Genomic DNA, 24,536 nt, shown 5'->3' with positions numbered 1-24,536 from the left:
GACTGGAGACCCCGATGACCGAGACCCCGACGACCGAGGCACCGATGACGACGACCGAGGCACCGAAGACCGAGACCCCGAGGACCGGGGCGGAGACACCCGTCCCCCCGCACCAGAGCAAGCCGATGGTCGACCCGGCCGAACTCGAGAGCCTGGACCTCGCCGACCCCGTCCTCCACGCAGAGCGGGACCTGACCGAGGTGTGGCGCCACCTCCGCGCCGAACGCCCGATGTACTGGCAGGAGGCCCGCGGCTCCCAGCCCGGCTTCTGGGTGGTCAGCCGGCACCAGGACGCCATGACCGTCTACCGCGACAAGGAGCACTTCACCACCGAGGGCGGCAACGCCCTGGGCACGCTCCTGACCGGCGGCGACTCCGCGGCCGGGACGATGCTGGCCGTGACGGACGGCATCCGCCACTCCCAGATCCGCAACATCCTGATGAAGGCCTTCTCGCCGCGGATGCTGCACGACATCCGCGAAGGCCTGCGCGAGACCGTCGACGGCCTCCTCGTCGCCGCCATCGAGAAGGGCGAGTGCGACTTCGCGGAGGACGTCTCCGGCAGCGTCCCGCTCGGCGCCATCTGCGACCTGCTCGGCGTGCCGCGCTCGGACCGCAAGTACCTCCTCGGCCTCACCTCCCGCGCCTGGAGCTCCGACCACGCCGACGCCCCGCCGGAGGACAGCTGGACCGCCAAGAGCGAGATCCTGCTGTACTTCGCGGACCTGGCCGCCACCCGTAAGAACAGCAAGCACGACGACGTCGTCAGCCTCCTCGCCAACAGCCAGATCGACGGCGAACGCCTGAGCGACGCCGAACTCATGGCGAACTGCTACGGCCTGATGATCGGCGGCGACGAGACCGGCCGCCACGCCATCACCGGCGGCCTGCTCGCCCTCAAGCAGTACCCCGAGCAGTGGAAGGCCCTCCGCAGCGGCGAGGCGAAGCTCGACACCGCGGTCGAGGAGATCCTGCGCTGGACCGTGCCGTCCATCCACGGCGGCCGCGCCGCCACCGGCGACGTCGTCGTCAACGGACAGCTGATCAAGGCCGGCGACGTGGTCAGCGTCTGGATCGCCTCGGGCAACTTCGACGGCGACGTCTTCGAGGACCCGTACCGCTTCGACCTGAACCGCACGCCCAACAAGCACCTCACCTTCGCCCACGGTGCGCACTTCTGCCTGGGGCACTACCTCGCCCGCATGGAGATCGAGGCGGTCCTCGACGGACTCCGCCGCATGGTCACCGACATCGAGCAGACCGGCCCCGAGAGCTGGATCTACTCGACGATCCTGCACGGCATGCACTCCCTGCCGGTCTCCCTCAAGCCCGACCTCAGCGGCATGCCCAAGGGCTGACCACGCCCGCCCCATCGCGGTCCACCGCGATGCCGCCCCAGAAAGGTGCACCGATGACCCACCCCTTCGAGGACCGAGACGGCAGCTACCTCGTCCTGGTCAACGACGAGGAGCAGTACTCCCTCTGGCCCGCGTCCACCGCCGTACCGGCCGGCTGGCGCAGCGTCCTGGGGCCGGCGGACCGGGCGGCATGCCTGGACCACGTCGAGGCCTCGTGGCTCGACATGCGCCCCAAGAGCCTGATCGGGTCGATGGAGGGAGCATGACCTCGGGCACCCTCCGCGCCGGCGCCGTGGCGATCGTCACCGGAGCGGGCCGGGGCATCGGCGCCGCGACGGCGAAGCGGCTCGCCGCCGACGGCGCGGCCGTCGTCGCCCTCGACCTGACCGAGGGCGACGCGGCCGACACCGTCGCCGGGATTCGCGCGACCGGCGGCCGTGCCATGGCCGTCGGCTGCGACGTCACGGACTCCGGCCAGGTCGACGCCGCGATCGACCGTACGGTCGCGGAGTACGGACGGCTGGACGTCCTCGTCAACAACGCCGGCGTCCTGCGCGACAACATGCTCTTCATGATGAGCGACGACGACTGGGACACCGTCGTCGACGTCCATCTCAAGGGCGCCTTCCTGTGCTCGCGCGCCGCGCAGCGGCACATGGCGGGACAAGGGTCGGGGAAGATCGTCAACCTGAGCTCGGTCGCCGCCGACGGCAACCGCGGCCAGGCCAACTACGCGGCCGCCAAGGCGGGTGTCCAGGGCCTCACCCGCACCCTGGCGATCGAGCTGGGACCGTACGGGATCAATGTCAACGCCATCGCTCCCGGCTTCGTGGCCACGGCCATGACGGACCAGACCGCACGCCGTACGGGCGCCGACCCGGAGGAGTTCCGCCGGGCGGCGGCCGCCAGGTCGCCGCTGCGCAGGGTCGGCTCGCCCGAGGACATCGCCGCGGTGGTGTCGTTCCTCGCGAGCGAGGACGCCGCCTATGTCACCGGTCAGACGATCCACGTGGACGGCGGGCCGCAGTAACCCACCCCCCTCGCGGTGCCGGCACAAGCCCCCTGCCCCTGCCTACGCCGGCACCGCCCCCCTCACCACGCCTTCCGGCCACCCCGACGCCCCCGCCATCCCCGCGCCCGGAGCACATCCGCCCGGGCCCCAGGAGGAACCCCCATGCTTGACCACCGGCTCTCTTCCGAGTACGAGGAACTCCGCGCCACCGTCGCCGCGTTCGCCCGCGACGTGGTCGCCCCGAAGATCGGCGCGTACTACGAGGAGCGGCGGTTCCCGTACGAGATCGTCGCGGAGATGGGCCGTCTCGGGCTGTTCGGTCTGCCCTTCCCTGAGGAGTACGGCGGCATGGGCGGCGACTACTTCGCGCTCTGCATCGCCCTGGAGGAGCTGGCCCGGGTCGACTCCTCGGTGGCCATCACCCTGGAGGCGGCCGTCTCGCTCGGCGCGATGCCCCTCTACCGCTTCGGTACGGAGGAGCAGAAGCGCGAGTGGCTGCCGAGGCTCTGCTCGGGCGAGCTGCTCGGCGCGTTCGGTCTGACCGAGCCGGAGGCCGGTTCGGACGCGGGCGGCACCCGGACGACGGCCGTGCGGGACGGCGACGAGTGGGTCATCAACGGTTCGAAGTGCTTCATCACCAACTCCGGTACGGACATCACGGGTCTGGTGACGGTCACGGCGGTCACCGGCCGCAAGCCCGACGGCCGACCGCTGATCTCCTCGATCATCGTCCCCTCCGGCACCCCGGGCTTCACGGTCGCCGCCTCGTACTCCAAGGTCGGCTGGAACGCCTCGGACACCCACGAACTCTCCTTCGACGACGTCCGCGTCCCGCTCGCCAACCTCGTCGGCGAAGAGGGCCGCGGCTACGCCCAGTTCCTGCGCATCCTGGACGAGGGCCGCATCGCGATCGCCGCCCTCGGGACGGGGCTGGCCCAGGGCTGTGTCGACGAGTCACTCGCGTACGCGGGGACCCGGCAGGCTTTCGGCCGCCCGATCGGGTCCAACCAGGCCATCCAGTTCAAGATCGCCGACATGGAGACCCGCGCCCACATGGCACGCCTCGCCTGGCGGGACGCGGCCTCCCGGCTGCTCCACGGTGAGCCGTTCAAGAAGGAGGCGGCCATCGCCAAGCTCTACTCCTCGGAGGCCGCGGTCGACAACGCGCGGGAGGCGACGCAGATCCACGGCGGATACGGCTTCATGAACGAGTCCGCGGTGGGCCGGTTCTGGCGTGACTGCAAGATCCTGGAGATCGGCGAGGGGACGTCGGAGGTCCAGCGGATGCTCATCGCGCGGGAACTCGGAATGACGTCATGAGGCCGCGGACACCGACGGGCCGGGACGACGCGCGATGACACGCCAGGCACCTGTGCTGACGAGTGGGGCGGATCCCGCCTCGCCGGCCTGGCAGGCGAACGAGGCGGCGCACCATGAGCTGGCGGCGACCCTGCGTGCCAAGCTCGCGGCGGCGGCGCTGGGTGGTGGTGAGAGGTCCCGGGCGCGGCATACCGCGCGGGGGAAGCTGCTGCCGAGGGACCGGGTGGACACTCTGCTCGACGCGGGCTCGCCGTTCCTGGAGCTGGCGCCGCTGGCGGCGAACGGGATGTACGGGGATGCTGCCCCGGCGGCGGGTGTGATCGCGGGCATCGGTCGGGTGTCGGGCCGTGAGTGTGTGATCGTCGCGAACGATGCGACGGTCAAGGGCGGTACGTACTACCCGATGACGGTGAAGAAGCACCTCCGCGCCCAGGAGGTGGCCCTGGAGAATCGTCTCCCCTGCCTGTACCTGGTCGACTCGGGCGGCGCCTTCCTGCCGATGCAGGACGAGGTCTTCCCGGACCGCGAGCATTTCGGGCGGATCTTCTACAACCAGGCGCGGATGTCGGGGGCGGGTATTCCGCAGATCGCGGCGGTCCTGGGTTCGTGCACGGCCGGTGGCGCGTATGTGCCGGCGATGAGCGACGAGGCGGTGATCGTACGGAATCAGGGCACGATCTTCCTGGGTGGTCCGCCGCTGGTGAAGGCGGCGACCGGTGAGGTCGTGACGGCGGAGGAGCTGGGCGGCGGTGAGGTCCACTCCCGGATCTCCGGTGTCACCGACCACCTTGCCGAGGATGACGCCCACGCGCTGCGCATCGTCCGCAACATCGTGGCGACGCTTCCGGAGCGTGGGGCGCTGCCGTGGTCGGTGGAGCCGGTGGAGGAGCCGAAGGTCGATCCGTACGGGCTGTACGGGGCGGTGCCGGTGGATTCCCGTACTCCGTACGACGTGCGCGAGGTGATCGCGCGGGTCGTGGACGGATCGCGTTTCCAGGAGTTCAAGTCGGAGTACGGGCAGACGCTGGTCACGGGCTTCGCCCGGATCCACGGGCATCCGGTGGGGATCGTCGCCAACAACGGCATCCTGTTCGCCGAGTCCGCGCAGAAGGGCGCGCATTTCATCGAGCTGTGCGACCAGCGCGGGATTCCGCTGGTGTTCCTGCAGAACATCACCGGTTTCATGGTCGGCAAGGCGTACGAGCACGGTGGTATCGCCAAGCACGGCGCGAAGATGGTGACGGCGGTGGCCACCACCCGGGTGCCGAAGCTGACGGTCGTGGTCGGTGGTTCGTACGGTGCGGGCAACTACTCGATGTGCGGGCGGGCGTACTCGCCGCGCTTCCTGTGGATGTGGCCGAACGCGAAGATCTCGGTGATGGGCGGGGAGCAGGCCGCCTCGGTCCTGGCGACCGTCAAGCGCGACCAGCTCGGCGACGACTGGAGCGCGCAGGACGAGGAGGCGTTCAAGGCTCCGATCCGTGAGCAGTACGAGACCCAGGGCAGCGCTTACTACGCGACCGCGCGGCTGTGGGACGACGGGGTCATCGACCCGCTGGAGACCCGGCAGGTCCTCGGACTCGCCCTGACCGCCTGTGCCAACGCGCCCCTGGGAGACCCCCAGTTCGGCGTCTTCCGGATGTGAGAGGACCGCAGACCATGTTCGACACAGTGCTCGTCGCCAATCGCGGCGAGATCGCGGTCCGTGTCATCCGCACGCTGCGGGCCCTGGGTGTACGTTCGGTGGCGGTGTACAGCGACGCGGACGCCGACGCCCGGCACGTACGGGAGGCGGACACGGCGGTACGGATCGGCCCGCCGCCGGCCGCCGAGTCGTACCTGTCGGTGGAGGCACTGCTCGACGCGGCCGCCCGGACGGGCGCGCAGGCCGTCCACCCGGGCTACGGCTTCCTGGCCGAGAACGCCGGGTTCGCCCAGGCCTGCGCGGACGCGGGCCTGGTCTTCATCGGCCCCCCGGCCTCCGCGATCTCGCTGATGGGCGACAAGATCCGGGCGAAGGAAACGGTGAAGACGGCGGGCGTCCCCGTCGTGCCCGGCGCGGCCGACCCCGAACTGGTCGAGGCGGCCCGGAAGTTGGGGGCGCCCGTTCTGCTCAAGCCGTCCGCCGGCGGTGGCGGCAAGGGGATGCGGCTCGTCCGGGACCTCGCAGTCCTGGACGAGGAGATCGCGTCCGCGCGCCGTGAGGCCCGCGCGTCGTTCGGCGACGACACGCTGCTGGTGGAGCGGTGGATCGACCGCCCCCGGCACATCGAGATCCAGGTCCTGGCGGACGCCCACGGAAACGTGATCCACCTCGGCGAGCGCGAGTGCTCGCTCCAGCGCCGCCACCAGAAGATCATCGAAGAGGCACCCAGCGTCCTGCTGACTCCGGAGCTCCGGGCGTCGATGGGCGCGGCGGCGGTCGAGGCGGCCCGGTCCTGCGGCTATGTGGGCGCGGGCACGGTCGAGTTCATCGTCCCGGGCGGCGACCCCTCCTCGTACTACTTCATGGAGATGAACACCCGCCTCCAGGTCGAACACCCGGTCACGGAGCTGATCACGGGCATCGACCTGGTGGAGTGGCAGCTGAGGGTGGCGGCGGGCGAGCGGCTCCCCTTCACGCAGGACGAGATCCGGCTGGACGGCTGGGCGATCGAGGCCCGCATCTGCGCCGAGGACCCCTCCCGCGGCTTCCTCCCGTCGGGCGGTACGGTCCTGGCGCTGAACGAGCCGCAGGGCAACGGCGTCCGCACCGACTCCGGCCTCTCGCAGGGCACGGAGGTCTCCTCCCTCTACGACCCGATGCTCTCGAAGGTCATCGTCCACGCCGAGGACCGCCCCACGGCCCTCCGTAAACTCCGCGCGGCCCTCGCCGACCTGACGACCCTGGGCGTCCCCACGAACGCAGGCTTCCTCCGAAGGCTCCTCGCCCACGACGCCGTGGTGGCGGGCGACCTGGACACGGGTCTGGTGGAACGGGAGGCGGAGAACCTGATCGACGCCGGGGTCCCGCAGGAGGTGTACGCGGCGGCGGCGCTGCTGCGTCAATTCCCCCGCCCCACCCCTCCTCGCAGCATCGATCAGCGGCTCCGCCGCGGGCCTGCCGAGGGCTGGCTGGACCCCTTCGAGGTCCGTAGCGGCTGGCGCCTGGGCGGCCAACCGGCTTGGACGCCCCACCATTTCCGCGTCCCAGGCCACGAGCCGGTCCGCGTACGCGTGCGCGGCACCGAATCGAGCGCCCAGCTCCTGCTGGGCGAAACGGAACCCACGCCGCATGCGCCCGGCGCCACGCCCGGCGCCATACCCGGCATCGCAGCCGGCGCCACGCCCGGCGTCGCGAAGCTGCCGCACGAGCCCGGCGCAGCCGGTGCCACGCCTGGCATCGCAGCCGACGGCATGCCCGGCGTCGCAGCCGGTGCCACACCCGGCGTCGCAGTCGGCGTCGCCACGCCCGGCGCCACGCTCGGCGGCGCGAAGCTGCCGCACGCGCCCGGCGCAGCCGGTGCGCTCACCGCTGCCCTCGGCAGCACCCTTCTCCCAGCCCCCGGCAGGGTTTCGGGAAGGGGCGGGGTGGGGGAAATCTCCCTCACCGTCGACGGCGTCACCCACCGCTTCACCGTCACCCCCTCCCCGGAGGGGATCTGGCTCGGCCGCGACGGCGACTCCTGGCACGTCCTCGACCACGACCCCGTCGAGGCCGCGCTCTCCGGCGCCCGGCACGGCGGCGCCGACACACTCGCCGCGCCCATGCCCGGCACGGTCACCGTCGTCAAGGTGGCCGTCGGGGACGAGGTCGAGGCCGGGCAGAGCCTGCTCGTCGTCGAGGCGATGAAGATGGAGCACGTCATCTCCGCCCCGCACGCCGGCACCGTCACCGAGCTGGACGTCACACCCGGCACCACCGTCGCCATGGACCAGATCCTCGCCGTCGTCAGCGCACCGGGTCAGGTTGAAGGGCGAGATCAACACGTCGGATAATGCTGAGATATTCGCCGGTCGTCTCCGACAACCGCACCGCACCGCACCGCACCGCACTGCACCGCCCGTACGGCATACCGCACCGCAACCGCACGTCACCATCGCAGTTCGAAAGGCTCCCATGTCCATTCCCTCGCTTGACCATTCCGAAGCCGCCATCGTCACCCGACTCCGCACCGCGGGATGCGTGTTCGCGGAGGACGAGGCCCAGATGATCATGTCTGCGGCCGGTGATGCCGCAGAGCTCGAAGAAATGGTGGAGCGCCGGGTCGTCGGTCTGCCGCTCGAACACGTCGTCGGATACGCGGAATTCTGCGGCCTGCGCATCGAGGTGGACGCCGAGGTCTTCGTACCCCGGCGACGCACCGAGGCGCTCGTTCAGGAGGCCGCACGGCTCGCTCCGGCCCGGGCGGTCGTCGTGGACCTGTGCTGTGGCTCGGGCGCTCTGGGTGTCGCGCTCGCCGCCTCCCTTGACGAGGTCGAGCTGCACGCCGCGGATGTGGACCCCGCCGCCGTCCGCTGCGCCCGGCGCAACGTCGTCCCGGCGGGGGGAGCGGCGTACGAGGGGGACCTCTTCGAGCCGCTGCCCGTCGGGCTGAAGGGCCGCGTGGACGTCCTGCTGTGCAACGTCCCGTACGTGCCCACCACGGAGATCGAGCTCCTTCCGGCCGAGGCCCGCGACTACGAGGCGCGGGTGGCTCTCGACGGCGGGGTGGACGGTCTCGAGGTCCTGCGGCGCGTCGTCGCCGAGGCGGCGGAGTGGCTTGCTCCGGGCGGCGTCCTGCTGTTCGAGACGAGCGAGCGACAGGCCGACGAGGCCGTGGCCGCCGTGACCGGCGCCGGGCTGCTCGCCCGGGTGGCCGTCGACGACGAGCTGGACGCGACGGTGATCATCGCGAGCCGCGCCGACGCTGCCTGAGGCGTGACCGGGAGGTTGACCGGGGCGTGACCGGGAGGTTGACCGGGACGGTCGGGCGGCGGAGAGCCGCTGCCCGACCGGTCGGCCCGCTGGGATCTGACCGGGATCTGACCGGGATCTGACCGGGATCAGACCGGGATCAGACCAGGATCAGAACTGCCGGGCGTACTGCTCGGCTTCCTCGTGGGCGCGGGCGAGGGACGCCTCCGCCAGGGGAACGAGCGAGGCCATGGCGGGGTTGAGCGGGGCCATGGTCAGTTCGGGGGTGACGAACTCGACGTCCAGGCCGAGGGAGCTGCCGAGGACGGTCTTCAGGTAGGGCGTGACGTGGTCCATGCCCTCGCGGGGGCTGCCGGGGCCGTAGCCGCCGCCGCGGCTCGCGATGACGACGGCGCGGCGGCCGCGCGTGGGCACCTGGTCGGGGGAGCCGAAGAGGACCCGGCCGACGACGAAGACCTGGTCGATCCAGGCCTTGAAGGCGGACGGGACCGAGTTGTTGTACATCGGCACGGTGAACAGGTAGGCGCCGGCCCCGTGGAACTCCTCGATGAGGGTGTCCTGGAGGGCTATCGCGGCCGCCTGGGCCTCGGTGCGGTCCCCGGGGGCGGTGACGCGGCCGGTGACCGCGTCGGGGGTCAGGTGGGGCAGGGGGTCCGTCGTGAGGTCGCGGTGGACGACGGTGAGTTCGGGGTTCTCCTTCTGCCACGTGGTGAGGAAGGTGGCCGCGACGTCACGGGAGACCGATCGGTGGGGGACGGCGGAGGAGTCGATGTGCAGCAGGTAGGTCATCTTCGCATTTCATTTTCGGACCGGGCGGAAACGGTTCCATAGTCTCCCAGTCGAGGGGGAGGAGCCACCCCTTCAAGGTGGCTCGGCATCCCCCATGTTGACGGTTTTGATTCGAAAGGACTCCGCGGCCGGACCGCGGGGCGCCCTGCGGGAAAGAGGTCATCCGTGGAGAGCAACTCTTCTCATGCTCTGTCGATTTCGGGGGAGAGCCGGCTCTATGCCGTCCTTGGTGACCCCGTCGCCCAAGTGCGGGCACCGTCCCTTCTCAATCCGCTTTTCGCTGAGCTTGGCTTGAATTCGGTGCTGTTTCCGGTCCATGTGCGGCCGGATTCCTTCGCCGAGGTCTTCCACGGGCTGCGGAAGACGGACAATCTCGACGGGATACTCGTGACCATTCCGCACAAGGCGGCCGCGCTACGCCTCGCGGACGAGGTCAGCCCGGCCGCCGCGGCCTCCGGCGCGGTCAACGCGCTGCGGCGCGAACCGGACGGTCGGTGGACCGGTGAGAACTTCGACGGCATCGGGTTCGTCGCCGGACTGACCGAAGCCGGGCACCGACCCGACGGGATGCGCGTCACGATCGTCGGCTCCGGCGGGGCCGGGAGCGCGATCGCGGCGGCTCTGCTGGCGGCGGGCGCGGCGCGGGTGTCCCTGTGCGACCCGGACACCGACAAGCTGGACGCGCTCCTCGCCCGGCTCGACGCGTACTGGCCGGGCCGTGCGTCGGGGAGCCGTACGCCCGTGTTCGCGGACGCGGACCTCGTGGTGAACGCGACCCCGCTCGGTATGCGCCCCGACGATCCGCTGCCGTTCTCCCCACAGGACCTCCCGCCGCGGTGCGTGGTCGCCGATGTGATCATGAAGCCGCGGGAGACCGCGCTGCTGAGGTCCGCCGCGGCCCTGGGGCACCCGGTCCTCCACGGGGCACCCATGCTCGATCACCAGCTCGCCCTCTACCGGACCTTCTTCCGGCTCGACGAGGCCGTCGCGGACGGAGGGCGGGACGGTGAGTGAGCGCCGGCCGAGCCTGCTCGCCATCAGCGACCTGCACGTCGCCCACGCGGAGAACAGGCAGATCGTCGAAGGACTCCGCCCGTCGTCGGACGGCGACTGGCTGATCGTGGCCGGTGACGTGGGGGAGTTGACCGAGCAGATCACCTGGGCCCTGCGAACGCTCAGCGAGAGGTTCGCCCGGGTGATCTGGAGCCCGGGCAATCACGAGCTGTGGACCCCGGAGCAGGACCCGGTCCAGTTGCGGGGCGTGGCGCGGTACGAGTACCTGGTGGACGTCTGCCGCGGACTGGGCGTGCTCACCCCCGAGGATCCGTACGCGCTGTGGGAAGGAGACGGCGGTCCGGTCCGCGTCGCGCCCCTGTTCCTGCTGTACGACTACACCTTCCGCACCCCCACGGCCGCGAACAAGGAGCAGTCGCTCGCGCAGGCCTACGAGGCGGGGGTGGTGTGCACCGACGAGTTCTTCCTGCACCCCGACCCGTACGCCGGCCGTGAGGACTGGTGCGCGGCGCGGGTGGACTACACCGAGCGGCGCCTCGCCGCGTGCGACCCCGACGTCCCGCTCGTCCTGGTCAACCACTGGCCCCTGCTCAGGGAACCCACCAGGATCCTGCGGTACCAGGAGTTCGCCCAGTGGTGCGGGACGGAACGCACCGCGGACTGGCACCGCCGGTTCAACACCGCCGTCGCCGTCTACGGTCACCTCCACATCCCCCGGACCACCCGGCACGACGGCGTGCGCTTCGAGGAGGTGTCGGTCGGCTACCCGAGGGAGTGGAAGCGGCCCGGCCACCCCCGGAACGTGCCGCGCCCGGTCCTCGTCCCCCGGAGCGCCCCGTGATCGAGCGGATCCTCCCCGAAGGCCTCGCGGTCTCCGAGGCCTTCGACGACCCCGACGACGCCACTCTCTTCCCCGAGGAGGAGGCGGTCGTCCGAAACGCGGTGGACTCCAGGCGACGGGAGTTCACGACCATCCGGACGTGCGCCCGCAGAGCCCTCGCCGAACTGGGCCTCCCGCCCACCCCCGTACTGCCCGGCGAGGGCGGCGCCCCCCGCTGGCCGGAGACGGTCGTCGGCAGCCTCACCCACTGCACCGGGTACCGGGGCGCGGTCCTGGGCAGAACGAGCGAGTTCGCGATGATCGGCATCGACGCGGAACCCCACGCGCCGCTGCCCGAGGGAATCCTCGACGCGACCACACTGGCGACGGAACGCCGCCACCTGCGCCTCCTGGGGGCGGCCGACCCGGGCGTCCACTGGGACCGCCTGCTGTTCTGCATGAAGGAGGCCGTCTTCAAGGCCTGGTACCCCTTCACCGGCCAGGCCCTCGGCTTCGAGGACGCCGACATCACCATCGACCTCGCCGATTCCACCTTCGACGCGAGGATCCTGTCCCCCGACACCCCGCCCGGCATCGGCCTCACCCACCTGGAAGGCCGCTGGCTGACCGCCAACGGCCTCGCCCTGGCGGCCATCACCGTCCCCCCTACCGGCGTCCCGGAAATGGCAACAAAGATTGTTCAGGTTTCGGGTGGGCCGCACCCTGGCGGCGGAGGTGATCGCCATGACCGGCGCCCACAAGGAAAACAGTGACCGAACCTCGTACGACGTGATCGTCATAGGCGGCGGGGCGGGTGGGCTCAACGCCGCGCTCGTGCTCGCGCGGGCGCGGCGCAGTGTCGCCGTCGTCGACTCCGGGGAGCCTCGCAACGCTCCCTCGGCCCATATGCACAGCTTCCTCTCCCGTGACGGGGTGTCGCCGCTGACCGTGCTCGAGACCGGGCGTGCGGAGATCGCGCGCTACGGGGCCGTACGGATCGAGGGGCGCGTCGACCAGGTCGAGGCGCGTGACGAGGGGGGCTTCGTCGTACGGCTCGACGGTGGTGCCTCGCTCGACGCGCGGCACGTCGTGCTGGCCACCGGGCTGCGCGACCAGCTGCCCGAGATCCCCGGAGTGCGCGCGCTGTGGGGCGGGGACGTGCACTTCTGCCCGTACTGCCACGGCTACGAGGTGCGCGACGAGAAGATCGTGGTGCTGGGCGTCCATCCGGCCTCGGCCGGGCAGGCCCTGTTGCTGCGGCAGTGGTCCCACGACGTCGTGTACGTCTCCCACGACCGGCCGCTCGGCGAGGACGAGCGTGAGCGGATGGACGCCCGGGGGGTCGAGGTGGTCGACGGGTCCGTGGCCACCCTGCTCAGCAAGGACGGGCGGCTGCACGCCGTCGAGCTCACCGACGGGCGCACCGTGGACTGCGCCGGTGTCTTTCTCTTCCCGAAGATGAGTCCGAACGACTCCGCCTTCGACGGGCTCGGCTGCGAGCGTGACGAGCAGGGCTGGCTCGTCACCGACCGCGCCGGACGCACCAGCCGGCCCGGCCTCTGGGCCGTCGGCAACGTGGTGGACTCGCGTGCCCAGGCCGTCACCGCGGCCGGCATGGGAGCCGCGGCCGCGTTCGCGCTCAACCACGATCTGGTGGACGAGGAGATCCAGCGGGATCTTCTGGCCCACCGTGCCTCCCAGGACGAGGGGGCCGTTCCCGCGGCCTGATCCTCCGGCCTTCCGGCGTCGGTCCCCGCGCCGCCTCCCCCTCCTCGCCCGTCTCCGGCTCAGTCGCCGGAGGCGGGCGTTCGGCCTGTCGGTCTGGCGCGGATGTGCATGCGTTCGCCCTGGCGTCCGAAGAGGCTGAGTACCTCCACCGAGCCTTGTCCCGTACTGCCGAACCAGTGCGGCAGCCGGGTGTCGAACTCGGCCACCTCGCCCGGGTCCAGGACGATGTCGTGGTCGGCCAGCACGAGCCGGAGCCGTCCCGAGAGCACGTACAGCCACTCGTAGCCCTCGTGGGTGCACAGCTCCGGGGTGTCGCGGCTCGCCGGGAGGACCATCTTGTAGCTCTGCAGCGGGCCCGGCTGACGGGTCAGCGGCAGCACCGTGTTGCCGTTCACCGCGTGCGGCTTGAGCCGGACCCTCGGGTCGCCCACGTCGGGGGCACCGACCAGTTCGTCGATCGGGACCTGGTGGGCCTGGGCGATAGGCAGCAGCAGCTCCAGGCTGGGGCGGCGCTGGCCGGCCTCCAGGCGCGAAAGGGTGCTCTTGGAGATTCCGGTGACCTCCGACAGCGCGGCGAGGGTGACTCCGCGGGCGGTACGTAGCCGCTTGAGCCGGGGGCCGACGGCGGACAGGGCCTGGGCGATGGACGAGGGCTGCTCCACGCCGTCATTACATGCACTCGTCCCGGAATTTGCAAAGAGAGGTGCTGTTTTCGGACGCTGAACAGGCCCCCACGCGGGCGCCCCGCCCGTCGCGCGCCGGGGGGAGGGGCGCGCGGCGGACGGGGCGGGTCCTGCGTCAGAGGCCCAGTGAGCGGCCGATCAGTTCCTTCATCACCTCCGTCGTCCCGCCGTAGATGGTCTGCACCCGGCTGTTGGCCCACTCGCGGGAGATCGCGCTCTCCTTGAGGTAGCCGAAACCGCCGTGGATCTGGAGGCAGCGGTTGGCGATGTCCACCTGGAGCTCGGTCGTCCACCACTTCACCTTGGCGGCGTCCGTCACCGACAGTCGGCCCGCGTCGAGTTCGGTGACGCAGTGGTCGAGGAAGATCTGGGCGATCGTCAGTTCCGTGTCCATCGTCGCCAGTTGGAAGCGGTTGTGCTGGAAGGTGCCGATCGGCTGCCCGAAGGCCTCGCGGGTCTTCGCGTACTCCAGTGTGTCGGCGAGCATCCGCTCGGCGGCGCCCACCGCCACGGTCGCGATGCTGAGCCGTTCCCGGGGGAGTCCGGCCATCATGTAGGCGAGGCCGGCGTTCTCCCTGCCGATCAGGTTCTCGGCCGGCACCCGGCAGTCGTCGAAGAACAGCTCGCAGGTGTCGCTGGCGTGCCAGCCCAGCTTCTCCATGCGCCGCCCGCGGGTCAGTCCGGGCGTGCCGCGCTCCACCACCAGGAGGCTGATGCCCTGGGCGCCGCGGTCGGGGGCCGTCTTCGCGGCGACCACGATGACGTCGGCGTTCTCGCCGTTGGTGATGAAGGTCTTCTGCCCGTTGAGGACGTAGGAGTCCCCGTCGCGTACCGCGGTGGTACGGATGTCGGCGACGTTGGAGCCGGCGTCGGGCTCGCTCATCGCGATGGCCGCGATCAGCTCGCCCGCGCACAGTCCGGGCAGCCAGCGTTTGCGCTGGTCCTCGGTGGTCCGCTCGGTGAGGTACGTGGCGATGACGTCGTTGTGCGCCACGAAGCCGGGCGCGGTCGCCCGGGCCCACATGATCTCCCGCTGGAACACCGCCGGATAGCGGTAGTCGGGCTCGCCGCCTCCGCCGTACGCCGGGTCGACGCCGATGCCGAGGAGTCCGGCCCGGCCCGCCGCCCGCCACACCGAGCGGTCGACGATGCCCTCCCGCTCCCAGCGGGCGTGGTGCGGGACGACCTCGCGGTTCAGGAACTCCCGGCAGGTCTCCCGGAACTGTTCGTGCTCCGGCTCGTACCGGGACGCAGGGCGGCTGCTTCGGTTTCCTGCCACGGCTCAGCCCTTCCCGGGGTCGGTGTCGTCGCCGATGATCGCCAGCGTCTCCTTGGGGTGCTGGACCGCGGCGAAGTGGCCGCCCTCGATCTCCACCCGGCGGACCGGGGCGGAGCTGTGCGCCGACCACGGCCAGACCCGCTCCGGCGGGGCGTGGACGTCCTCGCGCGCGGCGATCAGGGTGAGCGGGAAGTCCACCCGCAGGCCCGCCGCCTCCCGGGCGAACTCCGCCCGTACGCAGTCGTCCTCGCGGAGCATCCGCAGGAGGATCCGGCTCATCGTCGGCTCGGCGAGCACCGCGGCCGGGGTTCCGCCGTCGGCCGCGGTCCGGGCGAGGAGTTCCTCGTCGGGGACGGCGGCGAGCAGCGCCCCCGGTCGCTGGAGCGCCGGCGGTATCGCCCCCGAGAGCACCGATCGCACCGGCGCCAGGCCGGTCTGCCGGGACACGTGCTCGGCCACCGCGAGGCTCATCGTGGCGCCGAAGCTGTGCCCGAACGTCGCCCAGCGCAGACCGGGGGAGCGCTCGCGCTCGGCGAGCAGATCGGCCACCACCTGCTCTCCCATGGCCCGTACCAGACCGTGGTAGTTGACCGCCTTGCGCTCCTGGCGGCGCGCGCCGCGGCCCGGCGCGTCCACGCCCCGGATCCGCAGGTGGGGCTCGCCGAGGGTCTGCCAGCCGCGGTAGACCTGCGAGGTCGCCCCGGCGTGCGGGAAACAGTAGAGCCGCACCGGAGGGCTCGTGACAGGGTGCACGGTCATTCCTTCATGCTCCGGGCCAGCTTTTCGGCCAGCATCAGGGTGGTCAGATTGGTGGGGGCGCTCGGGATCACGGGGAAGAGCGAGGCGTCGGCGATCCGCAGGTTCTCGGTGCCGTGCACCCGGCCCTCCTGGTCGGCGACGGCGTACGGGTCGGAGTCCGGGCCCATCCGGCACGAACCGGCCGCGTGCCAGCCGGGGTTCATGATGTGCCGGACCCCGCTGCGCAGCACGCCGTCGTTGGCGACCATCCGGTCGCTCCAGAACTGAGTGTGTGTCAGCCTGGCGGACAGGCCGGGGGAGCGCAGGAAGCCCCACGCCCTGCGGACGCCGTGGCAGAGGCGCTCGACGTCCTCGGGGTCGGTGCCGAGGCCGAGTTCGATGACGGGCGAGGCCAGCGGGTCGGCGCTGTCGAGGAAGACCCGGCCGCGGGAGCGGGGGCGCAGCAGCATCACGGAGATGCCGACGACCAGGGGCCAGCCGAGCCGGTCGACGAAACCGGGGATGGTGTGGCTCTCCACGTTGTTGAGGAGCCCCATCTGGATGTCGACGTCGTCGTCGAAGCCGCTGCTCATCCGGGCCGCCACCTGGCGCCAGGGCAGGCCCGGCGTACACACGCCGTCGGCAGGCCGGGACCAGATGACGACGGACGGGTGGTCCACCAGGTCGCGGCCCACGCCCGGCAGGTCGGCCACCGGGGCGATGCCGAGGGCGCCGAGCAGGGCCGCGTCGCCGACGCCGGAGCGCTGGAGGATCACGGGGGTGCCGACGGCCCCGGCGGCGAGGATCACATGCCGGGCCCGGACGGTGTCGAGCCGCCCGTCCCGTTCGGTCTCCACGCCGACGGCACGGTTCCGGTCCTTCGGGTCGAACAGGACCCGGGTGACCCGTACGCCGGGGCGTACGTGGAGGTGGGGCAGCTCGCGGGTGTCGGAGAGGAAGGCGGTGGCGGCATCGATCCGCTCGCCGTCGACCGTGTTGCCGGGGATCGGGCCGACGCCGGCCTCCTCCCCGGAGTTGAGGTCGGGAAGGTCTCCCACGCCCTGGCGGTTGCACTCCTCCCAGAAGGCGGCGTCCAGGGGGTGGACCCGCTCGCGCGGGGTCCGCCGGATCGGGAGGGGGCCGCTGTCGCCGTGCGAGGGGCGGTCGGGGTGGTCGGCGTCGTTCTCGATGGCCCGGTAGAAGGGCAGCACCCGCTCCCAGGACCAGTCGGGGTTGCCCTGCACCGCCCAGGCGTCGAAGTCACGGGGCAGTCCGCGCAGGGCGATGGCCCCGTTGACGGCGGAGCCGCCGCCGACGACCTTGCCGAGCTGGTAGGGGAAGCGTTCCCAGAGGGCACGGGCCGGGCTCCCGGCGCCGTCACCGCCCTTGAGCAGGTCCTCCAGGCGGCCGCTGCTGCGGAGGTTGGCCCGGTAGTCCCAGTTGAATCCGGCGAGGACGAGCCGGCCCGCGTCGGCCAGCGGGTGGGCACGGTCGCGGGGGACCGGCTGGTCGGGGCCGGCCTCCAGGAGCAGTACGGTGCCGGAGCCGCGGGCGGCGAGCCGGGCGGCGACGAGCGCGCCGGCGGAGCCGCCGCCGACGACGACGTGGTCCCACTCGGCGACGTCGGAGTCCGGGGTCGCGGGAGGCGTGGTGGTCATGCTGCGGACTCCTCGGACGCCGGGGAGTCATGGGACCCTTCGGATGCCGTCGACCCCTCGGACCCCCCGGATGCCAGGGACCCCTCCGCCGGGGCGATCAGTTCGGCGAAGGACGAGATCGAGGCGTTCATGAAGAGGCCCTCGACCATCTCCTGCTCCATGTCCGCCTCGATGCCGAACTCCGCGCGCAGCACCGTGAGCAGACCGACCGCGTGCAGGGAGTCCCCGCCGATGTCGAAGAAGCCCTCCTCGACGCCGAAGTCGCCGTGGCCGAGCTGCTGGGACCAGAGCGCGAAGAGCCGCTCCTCGACCCGGCTGCGGGGGGCGACCCGGGTGCCGGTGGTCTCGGCGTCGTCGTTCCACGGTGTCGGCAGCGCCTTGTGGTCGATCTTCCCGTTGGTGGTCAGCGGCAGGGTCTCCAGGGTGAGGAAGCGGCTGGGCACCATGTATCCGGGCAGGACGGCGGTGAGCGCCTCGCGCAGCTCGGCCGGGTCCGGAGCGGCGCCCGCCTCGGGCACCACGTACGCCACGATCTGCCGCTGTCCGGTACGGGCGTGGGCGGGCGCGGTGACGAGTGCGGTGCGCACATCGGCCCGGCGCAGCAGCGCGGCCTCGATCTCACCGAGCTCGACGCGGTAGCCGTTGATCTTCACCTGGAAGTCCTCGCGGCCGAGGATCTCGATGTCGCCGCCGGGCAGGTAGCGGCCGAGGTCGCCGGTCCGGTAGATCCGCTCCCCGGAGACCGGATGGACCGGGAAGCGCTCGGCGGTCCGCTCGGGGTCGCCGAGGTAGCCCTGGGCCACCCCGATGCCGCCGATGTGGATCTCGCCGGTGACGCCGACGGGCGACGGCTCCTGCCACTGGTTGAGGACGTGCATGGTCTGGTTGGCGAGCGGCTTGCCGTACGGGATGCTCGACCACTCCGGCCGGACGGTCTCGACGGGGTGGTGGATCGACCAGATGGAGCCCTCGGTGGCGCCGCCGAGGCTGATCACGCGCATCGCCGGGAGCTTCTCGCGGATCCGGGTCGGCAGGTCGACCGGGATCCAGTCGCCGCTGAGCAGGGCGAGGCGGAGCCGGCAGCCGCGCGGCACCGCGCCGTCGCCCAGCGCGTCGATCCACATCCGCATGGGCGCGGGCACGCTGTTCCAGATGGTCACCCCGTAACGGCCGACGAGCTGGGACCAGTGGGCGAGGTCGTTGCCGCGCGCGGGGTCGGGGACGACGACGGTGCCACCGGCGCCGAGCACGCCGAAGAGGTCGTACACGGACAGGTCGAAGCCCGCCGGGGCGAGCGCCATGGTGCGGTCGTCCGGGCCGACGTCGAAGCGGCGGTTGATGTCCTGGACGGTGTTGGCGGCGCTGCGATGGGTGATCATCACACCCTTGGGCTCGCCGGTGGAGCCCGAGGTGAAGATGACGTACGCGAGGTCGTCGGGTCCCTGGCGGCGCCCCGGTGCCCACTCCGGGCAGGCCAGGGTCTCCGCGTCCTCGGGGGTCAGTACGGTCACGCCGTCCGGCCAGGGCAGCGAGTCGAGCAGCTCGGGGTCGGTCACGACAGCCCGTACCGAGCAGCGGGCGAGCAGCTTCAGGCGCCGCTCCTCGGGCAGTTCGGGGTCGATGGCGACGTACGCGGCGCCGGTGTGCAGCACGCCGAGCAGCGCGGCGTACTGGGCGGCGCCGGGCCGCATCGACACGGCGACGATCTCGTTCGGGGCCGCGCCGGGGGAGCGGAGCAGCCGGTGGGCGATCCGGTGGGCGGACTCGGTCAGCTGCCGGTACGTGGTCTCCGTGCCGGGCGTGATCACCGCGGGCGCGTCGGGGCTGCGCCGGGCCGCCTCTGCGACCAGTTCGTGCAGCAGCGCGGCAGGGATGTCCTGGTCGGTGGCGTTGGCCAGGGCGCGCTCCTCGGCCTGCGCGGCCGGCAGCGGCACGATGCCGCGGATGGCGTCCCAGAGCGCCGGCTCGTCGGTGAGGCGGTCGAGCAGCGTGGTGTACGCCGTGAACATGGCCTCCAGGGTGCCGGCGGGGAACAGGCCCTCGACGGCGTTCCAGTTGACCGAGAGCCGGCCGTCGAGCTCCAGGATCTGGTTCTCCAGCCACACCTGCGGCGTACGGCTGTGGTCGTGGACCAGGGTCCCGAAGGACTCCAGGCGACCGGCGCCGGGCGCGCCGCTCCGGCCGGCCCCGGCCCCGGCCCCGAGGGTGCTGGAGAAGACCACGGGCAGCGACGCCCGGCCGTCGTCCCTGCGGCGGGCCAGGTCGCGCAGGACCCGGATGCCGCCGTGCGGGTGCGCCAGGTCCTCCAGGAGCCGCTGCTCCAGGTCACGGGCCCGCTGGACGAAGCTCTCCTCGGGACGGCCGCCGACGGCGAGCAGGCTCGGGTCGAGGAAGTTCCCGATGACGTCCTCGACCCGCGGGTGCAGGCCGAGCCGGTGGAACTGGGTGACGGTGAGGGTGAATTCCTGCCGCTGCGACCAGGTGCGCAGCACCTCCGCGTAGGCGGCGAGCAGCACGCCGGACGCCGTGAGGCCGTGCCGCTCGGCCGCCGCCCGCAGCGCCGCCCAGCGCTCGGGGGCGAGCTGCGCCCGGTGCCGTACGAAGCGCGGGGTGCCGAGCTGCTCCGGCGCGGCGGCCAGCGGAAGTTCGGGCGCGCCGGGCAGGCTGTCCAGGCGGTCCGCCCAGTAGGCGGCGGACTCCCGGCCCAGGGCGTCCCCGCGCAGCTCCTCCCGCGCGAGGACGTAGTCGCGGAACGAGACCTCCGGCGGCTCGGGCCGCCACGCCGGGTCGTCGTAACATCGGCGCCACTCGTCCATGAGCCGGTAGAGCCCGCGCATGTCGAGGAACAGCAGGTCCACGGCGACATGGAGGCGCAGCCGGTCGTCGTCGAGCCGGGTGGCGCGGACGTCGAGGAGCGGAGTCCGGTCCAACGGCAGTACCTGGCCGGTGAGTTCGGTGCGGACGCGCTCCAGCTCCGCCGTCCGCTCCGACGCGGGCCGGCCGCGCAGGTCCGTGACACGGATGTCGTACGGGCCCACCTCGGCCGCGGGGAGGACGCGCTGGGTCTGGTCGGTCCCGGCCACCGTGCGCAGGGCCTCGTGGCGGGCGATCACGGTGCGCAGGGCCTCGGTGAGCCGGTCCGGGTCGAGAGCGGGACAGTCGAACTCCAGGTAGTACTGGCTGGAGATGCCGCCCAGTTCGAGCCCCTTGTGGCGGCCGATCAGATACGCCTGCTGGATGTCGGTCAGCGGGAAGGGGTCGTGCCGGTGGTCCGGCCGAGGCTTGAGCTCGAGGAGCCGGTCCTCGTCGAGGCGGGGGTGACCGGCACCGCCGCGCAGCCTTGCGAAAAGATCCTCCATCGTCGTCCGTCCCTTTTCCTCGGATGCCCTGCCGGGCTTTCGAATTCCCTTGCGAGAAGCGACGTTAGGCAGTGGGGTAAACGGTCTCAATACGGTGGGACCGTAGGGACGACCGAAGGATTTCGGTGCCTCCGGACTTCCACTGGACTCCTGCTGGACCGGCCCTGGACCCGCTCTGTCATGCCTTGTTGTGCCTCTTGACCTGCGACGGGACGGCGGCGACATCATCAGCCCATGGAAATTCGAAACTCCCCGGAGTCGACCGGGAAACGCATACTCATCGGTGCCACCGGATCCATCGCGGTGACCAGACTTCCGGCGTACGTCGAGGCGATGCGCCGGCAGATCGAGGGCAGCACGTTCACTGTTCTGATGACCCACACGGCGACATCGTTCCTTTCCCCGGAGAGCGTCGCGCTCTTCGCCGAAAGGGTGGTGAGCGGGGAATCCCCGGCGGACTGGCCGACCGACAAGCCCTCCCGGCTCGCCGCCGACCACGACATCCTCGCGGTGCTGCCGGCCACCGCCCACACGCTCGCCTCGGCCGCCGCCGGGGCCGCGCCGAACCGGCTGCTCACGGTCGCGCTGTCGGTGGACTACCCCGTGGTCCACTTCCCGGTGATGGGCGCCAAGATGTGGCACAAGGCGGCCGTGCAGCGGAACATCGCGCGGATCCGCGAGGACGGCGGCCTCGTCAACGAGCCGGAGTGGCACGACGGTTTCGACCCGACCACGGGAACGGTCAGCCGCCACCCGGCCCTGCCCGCACCGGAGACCGTGGCCGCGGTGATCGAGGACCTCCTGGCCAAGCAGCGGCCTTCGACCTGACCGCAGTGACACGCACGTGAGGGCCCCGCCGAATCCGGCGGGGCCCTCACGTGCGTGGTGCGAAGGGTGGTGGAAGCGGCTCCTCCTGGAAGCGGCTACTCCGCGATGGCCGTGGCCTCGATCTCGATCAGGAAGTCGGGCTCGGCGAGGGTGGCGACCCCGACCAGGGTGGTCGGCCGGATGACATCGGCACCGAGCTTGGCGGCCGCGCGCTCGGCGCCCGCCGTGACCGCCTCCCACTTGTCGAGCGACCAGTCCACCGCGTAGATGGTCAGCTTCACCACGTCGTCGAAGCTGGCGCCGGCCGCGGCGAGACCGGTGCCGATGTTGAGGTACACCTGCTCGGTCTGCGCCGCCAGGTCGCCCATGCCGACCGGCTCGCCGTCGGCGGTACGCGGGGTCTGGCCGCTCAGGAAGATGACGCGGCTTCCGGTGCCGACCGCCAGCTGCCGCCAGCCGTAGGGCTTGGTGAGGCCGGGCGGGTCGATGTTCTCGACAGCCATGGGGTGTCCTTTCTGGAGGGACTGACAGCGAGGGCCGTCCGTCAGGGGTGGGGGCCGGTCAGCTGTATTCGCGGCAGGTCGCGTAGTACTTCCGCAGCAGGCTGACCAGCTCGGGGTCGAAGCGGGAGGCGAAGAGGAGCTCGGCCGGCGGGGTGAACTCGGGGTCGAGCTCGTTGGCCCAGGCGAGGGTGGCCGGGCGCAGGTCCATCTCGATCCACTGGTGCCACTCGACGGGGATCGTCCAGTCCTGCTCGTAACCGATGCCCATCTGGTGGTCGATGAGGAGGTCGACGATCTCCTCGCGCGTCCCGGTCCGGTAGGGCTGCCGCAGCGGCGCGAACCGGTCCAGGTCGGCCTGCGGCTCCTCGCCGAGGATGCGGGCGGCGAAGTCCTGGGCGAGCAGCGGGGACAGGTGCAGTCCGTCGCGGTAGGTGCCGGTCATGATCGTCAGGCCCTGCATGCCGCCGTCGCCGAGCAGCGGGAAGCCGTCCATGGAGACCGGGCGGTTGCCGACCTGGACCTTGGTGACCTCGCTGTTCCAGAGGTTGCGGCGGACCTGGCGGTGGGCGCACTGGAGCAGGAAGACCAGGTCGCGCATCTCGGCGGTGTCGCGCGGCTCGACGGCGATGACGTTGGTGGCGCCGACGTAGACGTGGCCGTCGCCGCGGGGCACCACGTGCAGGCCGCACGCGAAGGAGCGGTTCGGCGTACGGATGACGCTGTCCGGGCTCGTGCCGTCCTGCGTCTTGATCAGCGAGGAGACGCCGTAGCCGCTGACCAGCCGGGGGATGCGGGGGCCGACGGGCAGGCTGTCCAGGAGTTCCTGGGTGCGGGCGCCGGCGGCCAGCGTGACGTGGTCGGCGGAGATCGTACGGCCGGAGGCGAGCACGACTCCGGTGACCCGCTCGCCCTGGTACTCGACGCGGGTGGCGAACTCGGGAACGAGGGTGGCACCGGCCTGCACGGCGGCCGATTCGAGCCGCTCCAGGAGGGCCGCGGCGTTGACCGCGTGTTCGCCGGGTATGTGGAAGGCCTTCAGCGGGCGGGAGATGGGCTCGGCGTCCACCCAGTCGAGGTCGGAGGGCTCCACGTCCTCGAACGGCTCTTCGTAGTGGGTGAGTTCGGCGCGGATGGCGTTGTAGTTGGCGTCGTCGATCTCGGCGGTGCCGATGGTGTTGAGGACGACGGTGGTGCCCTGGGCGGTCTTGATCGGCGCGCCCTCGGTCTGCTCCTCCAGCTCGTCCAGCCACGGTCCCCACATCTCGGTCGCCTTGATGCCGAGTTCGAGCTTGTGGCGACCGTGCTCGGTGGCCAGCAGCGAGGTGGTGACCTCGCCGAAACAGCCGAGCATGGCGCCGGCCGCGGCCGATCCGGCCCAGGGCCGGTGGGGCTGGCCGAGCACGGCGACGCGCTGTCCGCGTCGCGCCAGGACCCAGGCGAGCGACAGTCCCAGGACTCCGTTTCCGGCGATGACGGTGTCGTAGCCGGTACCGACCGCGTCTGCGTTCCTGTTGGCGTTCATCAATGTCCAATCTCCCGGGGCTCCGTCAGGTCGCCCCGATGGGTGTGGGTGGGTCGATGGCGTCGGAACTGCTGGTGCGTGTGGTGCCTTGGTACGGGGAGGTGCGGGGAGGTGCGGGGAAGGTGCGGGGGAGGTACGGGGCGGTGCGGGGAAGGTTCGGGGAGGTGCGGGGAGGTACGGGGGCGGTGCGCGGGGTGGTCAGCGGCGCCGGAACTCGTAGAGCGTGAAGTCCATGTGGACGATGCCGCGTTCGTCGGTGTGCGCCTTGACCACGGGGGAGTCGCCGAACTCGGCGGCGGGCAGCTCGACGGACTCGGTGCGGAGCCGCTTTCCCTCGAATCCGGCCTCGTCGGCGGCGCGCAGCATCTTGAACGGGTTGCCCATGGCCTCGCTGGTGCCCAGGTAGATCCGGCCGTCGGCGGCCAGATGGCGCACCACGTCGCGGAAGAACCGGTTCACCAGGCCGTACCCGGGGTCGAAGACCGCGCGCTCGATGTGCCCGGCGTACGGGCGGTCGGCGGGCGCCTCGATGAACGGGGTGTTCCAGAACACCGTGTCGAGCTGCTCGGCGGGGTCGAGGGCGTCGAAGAGGTCACTGGTCAGCGCGGTGAACCGGTCCGTGACCCCGTGCCGCTCGGCGTTGCGCCGGGCGTTCTGCACGGCGGCCGGGTTGATGTCGGTGGCGAGCACCCGCGTGGCCCCGTGCTGCGCCGCGAGCACGGCGGCGATGCCGGCGCCGCAGCCCAGCTCCAGGAAGCGGTCGCCCCGCTCGTACGGCACCCAGGAGGCGAACAGGCCGGGGCCGGGGTCCGTGTGCGGCGGGAACACCTCGGGCAACAGGTCCCATTCCCTGCCGAGCAGCGAGAAGGTCGACTCCGTGGGGCGGTCGGGGCTCTGGATCTGTGACACGACCCAGGTGCCGAGTTCGTAGCCCAGCTCGTTGTCCATGAGGTCCTCCCTGTGGGGGAGCCGGCGGAGAGTCCCGGGGGACGGAGCTCTCCGCGGCTACCGGTGATGTGTCATGACGG

The 24,536-nt window shown here is 71.7% G+C and carries 21 protein-coding genes; 12 read left to right on the top strand and 9 right to left on the bottom strand.

The window, feature by feature from the left end; all coding sequences use genetic code 11:
• Positions 1 to 14 precede the first annotated feature (14 nt).
• The 7 genes from N5875_RS09180 to N5875_RS09150 all read left to right on the top strand — a co-directional run bounded on the left by N5875_RS09180 (position 15) and on the right by N5875_RS09150 (position 8,587).
• Positions 15 to 1,358: a cytochrome P450 gene (locus tag N5875_RS09180; RefSeq protein WP_318207406.1), complete on the top strand. Its 1,344-nt coding sequence runs from the start codon at positions 15 to 17 to the stop codon at positions 1,356 to 1,358.
• Between the two features lie 53 nt (positions 1,359 to 1,411).
• Positions 1,412 to 1,624: an MbtH family protein gene (locus tag N5875_RS09175; RefSeq protein ID WP_318207405.1), complete on the top strand. Its 213-nt coding sequence runs from the start codon at positions 1,412 to 1,414 to the stop codon at positions 1,622 to 1,624.
• Positions 1,621 to 2,388, top strand: a complete 768-nt coding sequence (fabG, locus tag N5875_RS09170) for a 3-oxoacyl-ACP reductase FabG (RefSeq protein ID WP_318207404.1) — start codon at positions 1,621 to 1,623, stop codon at positions 2,386 to 2,388. The genes N5875_RS09175 and fabG overlap by 4 nt, the downstream gene beginning before the upstream one ends.
• Before the next feature lie 144 nt (positions 2,389 to 2,532).
• A complete protein-coding gene (locus tag N5875_RS09165) occupies positions 2,533 to 3,690 on the top strand; it encodes an acyl-CoA dehydrogenase family protein (protein WP_338492882.1) in 1,158 nt (385 codons plus the stop codon).
• Between the two features lie 34 nt (positions 3,691 to 3,724).
• Positions 3,725 to 5,335: a carboxyl transferase domain-containing protein gene (locus N5875_RS09160; RefSeq protein ID WP_338492879.1), complete on the top strand. Its 1,611-nt coding sequence runs from the start codon at positions 3,725 to 3,727 to the stop codon at positions 5,333 to 5,335.
• Between the two features lie 14 nt (positions 5,336 to 5,349).
• Positions 5,350 to 7,668 carry a biotin carboxylase N-terminal domain-containing protein gene (locus N5875_RS09155; RefSeq protein WP_338492877.1) on the top strand — a complete coding sequence of 773 codons (2,319 nt, stop codon included), beginning with the start codon at positions 5,350 to 5,352 and terminating at the stop codon, positions 7,666 to 7,668.
• A gap of 121 nt (positions 7,669 to 7,789) precedes the next feature.
• Complete coding sequence (locus tag N5875_RS09150; RefSeq protein ID WP_318212180.1) at positions 7,790 to 8,587, top strand: putative protein N(5)-glutamine methyltransferase; 798 nt, start codon at positions 7,790 to 7,792, stop codon at positions 8,585 to 8,587.
• 150 nt (positions 8,588 to 8,737) lie between these two features.
• Here N5875_RS09150 and N5875_RS09145 read toward each other — a convergent pair whose 3' ends face one another.
• On the bottom strand, positions 8,738 to 9,376 hold the full coding sequence (locus N5875_RS09145; protein ID WP_318212179.1) for an NAD(P)H-dependent oxidoreductase: 639 nt from the start codon (positions 9,374 to 9,376) through the stop codon (positions 8,738 to 8,740).
• 165 nt (positions 9,377 to 9,541) lie between these two features.
• Here N5875_RS09145 and N5875_RS09140 point away from each other — a divergent pair, with 165 nt between their 5' ends.
• Genes N5875_RS09140 through N5875_RS09125 form a run of 4 tightly spaced genes read left to right on the top strand, consistent with a single transcriptional unit; the run spans position 9,542 to position 12,938 of the window.
• Positions 9,542 to 10,390, top strand: a complete 849-nt coding sequence (locus N5875_RS09140; protein WP_338492874.1) for an NAD(P)-binding domain-containing protein — start codon at positions 9,542 to 9,544, stop codon at positions 10,388 to 10,390.
• Complete coding sequence (locus N5875_RS09135) at positions 10,383 to 11,231, top strand: metallophosphoesterase (RefSeq protein ID WP_318212177.1); 849 nt, start codon at positions 10,383 to 10,385, stop codon at positions 11,229 to 11,231. The genes N5875_RS09140 and N5875_RS09135 overlap by 8 nt, the downstream gene beginning before the upstream one ends.
• A complete protein-coding gene (locus N5875_RS09130) occupies positions 11,228 to 11,983 on the top strand; it encodes a 4'-phosphopantetheinyl transferase superfamily protein (RefSeq protein WP_338492870.1) in 756 nt (251 codons plus the stop codon). Before N5875_RS09135 ends, N5875_RS09130 begins: the two co-directional genes overlap by 4 nt.
• Positions 11,955 to 12,938, top strand: a complete 984-nt coding sequence (locus N5875_RS09125; protein ID WP_338492867.1) for an NAD(P)/FAD-dependent oxidoreductase — start codon at positions 11,955 to 11,957, stop codon at positions 12,936 to 12,938. Before N5875_RS09130 ends, N5875_RS09125 begins: the two co-directional genes overlap by 29 nt.
• Positions 12,939 to 12,997: 59 nt before the next feature.
• Here N5875_RS09125 and N5875_RS09120 read toward each other — a convergent pair whose 3' ends face one another.
• The 5 genes from N5875_RS09120 to N5875_RS09100 form a co-directional block, all read right to left on the bottom strand.
• Positions 12,998 to 13,600, bottom strand: a complete 603-nt coding sequence (locus tag N5875_RS09120; protein WP_055603314.1) for an XRE family transcriptional regulator — start codon at positions 13,598 to 13,600, stop codon at positions 12,998 to 13,000.
• 136 nt (positions 13,601 to 13,736) lie between these two features.
• Positions 13,737 to 14,900: an acyl-CoA dehydrogenase family protein gene (locus tag N5875_RS09115; RefSeq protein ID WP_338492861.1), complete on the bottom strand. Its 1,164-nt coding sequence runs from the start codon at positions 14,898 to 14,900 to the stop codon at positions 13,737 to 13,739.
• A gap of 3 nt (positions 14,901 to 14,903) precedes the next feature.
• The gene (locus tag N5875_RS09110; protein ID WP_318212171.1) at positions 14,904 to 15,659 is read right to left on the bottom strand and encodes an alpha/beta fold hydrolase; all 756 of its coding nucleotides are present in this window, start codon (positions 15,657 to 15,659) and stop codon (positions 14,904 to 14,906) included.
• The gene (locus tag N5875_RS09105) at positions 15,656 to 17,296 is read right to left on the bottom strand and encodes a GMC family oxidoreductase N-terminal domain-containing protein (protein ID WP_338492858.1); all 1,641 of its coding nucleotides are present in this window, start codon (positions 17,294 to 17,296) and stop codon (positions 15,656 to 15,658) included. Before N5875_RS09105 ends, N5875_RS09110 begins: the two co-directional genes overlap by 4 nt.
• A complete protein-coding gene (locus N5875_RS09100) occupies positions 17,293 to 20,655 on the bottom strand; it encodes an amino acid adenylation domain-containing protein (RefSeq protein ID WP_338492855.1) in 3,363 nt (1,120 codons plus the stop codon). The genes N5875_RS09105 and N5875_RS09100 overlap by 4 nt, the downstream gene beginning before the upstream one ends.
• Before the next feature lie 234 nt (positions 20,656 to 20,889).
• On the opposite strand from N5875_RS09100, the gene N5875_RS09095 reads away from it, so the two are divergent.
• Complete coding sequence (locus N5875_RS09095) at positions 20,890 to 21,483, top strand: flavoprotein (RefSeq protein ID WP_338492852.1); 594 nt, start codon at positions 20,890 to 20,892, stop codon at positions 21,481 to 21,483.
• Between the two features lie 95 nt (positions 21,484 to 21,578).
• Here N5875_RS09095 and N5875_RS09090 read toward each other — a convergent pair whose 3' ends face one another.
• From N5875_RS09090 to N5875_RS09080, 3 genes are all read right to left on the bottom strand, one after another.
• Entirely contained in the window at positions 21,579 to 21,986 is a 408-nt protein-coding gene (locus N5875_RS09090) for a RidA family protein (RefSeq protein ID WP_318212167.1), read from the bottom strand.
• A 58-nt stretch (positions 21,987 to 22,044) separates the two neighbouring features.
• Complete coding sequence (locus N5875_RS09085; protein WP_318212166.1) at positions 22,045 to 23,508, bottom strand: FAD-dependent oxidoreductase; 1,464 nt, start codon at positions 23,506 to 23,508, stop codon at positions 22,045 to 22,047.
• Positions 23,509 to 23,706: 198 nt separating this feature from the next.
• Entirely contained in the window at positions 23,707 to 24,456 is a 750-nt protein-coding gene (locus tag N5875_RS09080) for a methyltransferase (protein ID WP_318212165.1), read from the bottom strand.
• Positions 24,457 to 24,536: the final 80 nt, after the last annotated feature.

It is taken from the genome of Streptomyces sp. SJL17-4 (assembly GCF_036826855.1).
In the GTDB taxonomy this organism is placed as follows: Bacteria; Actinomycetota; Actinomycetes; order Streptomycetales; family Streptomycetaceae; genus Streptomyces.
Note: the sequence above shows the minus strand (reverse complement) of the source record. Positions and strands in the feature narration are given on the sequence as shown.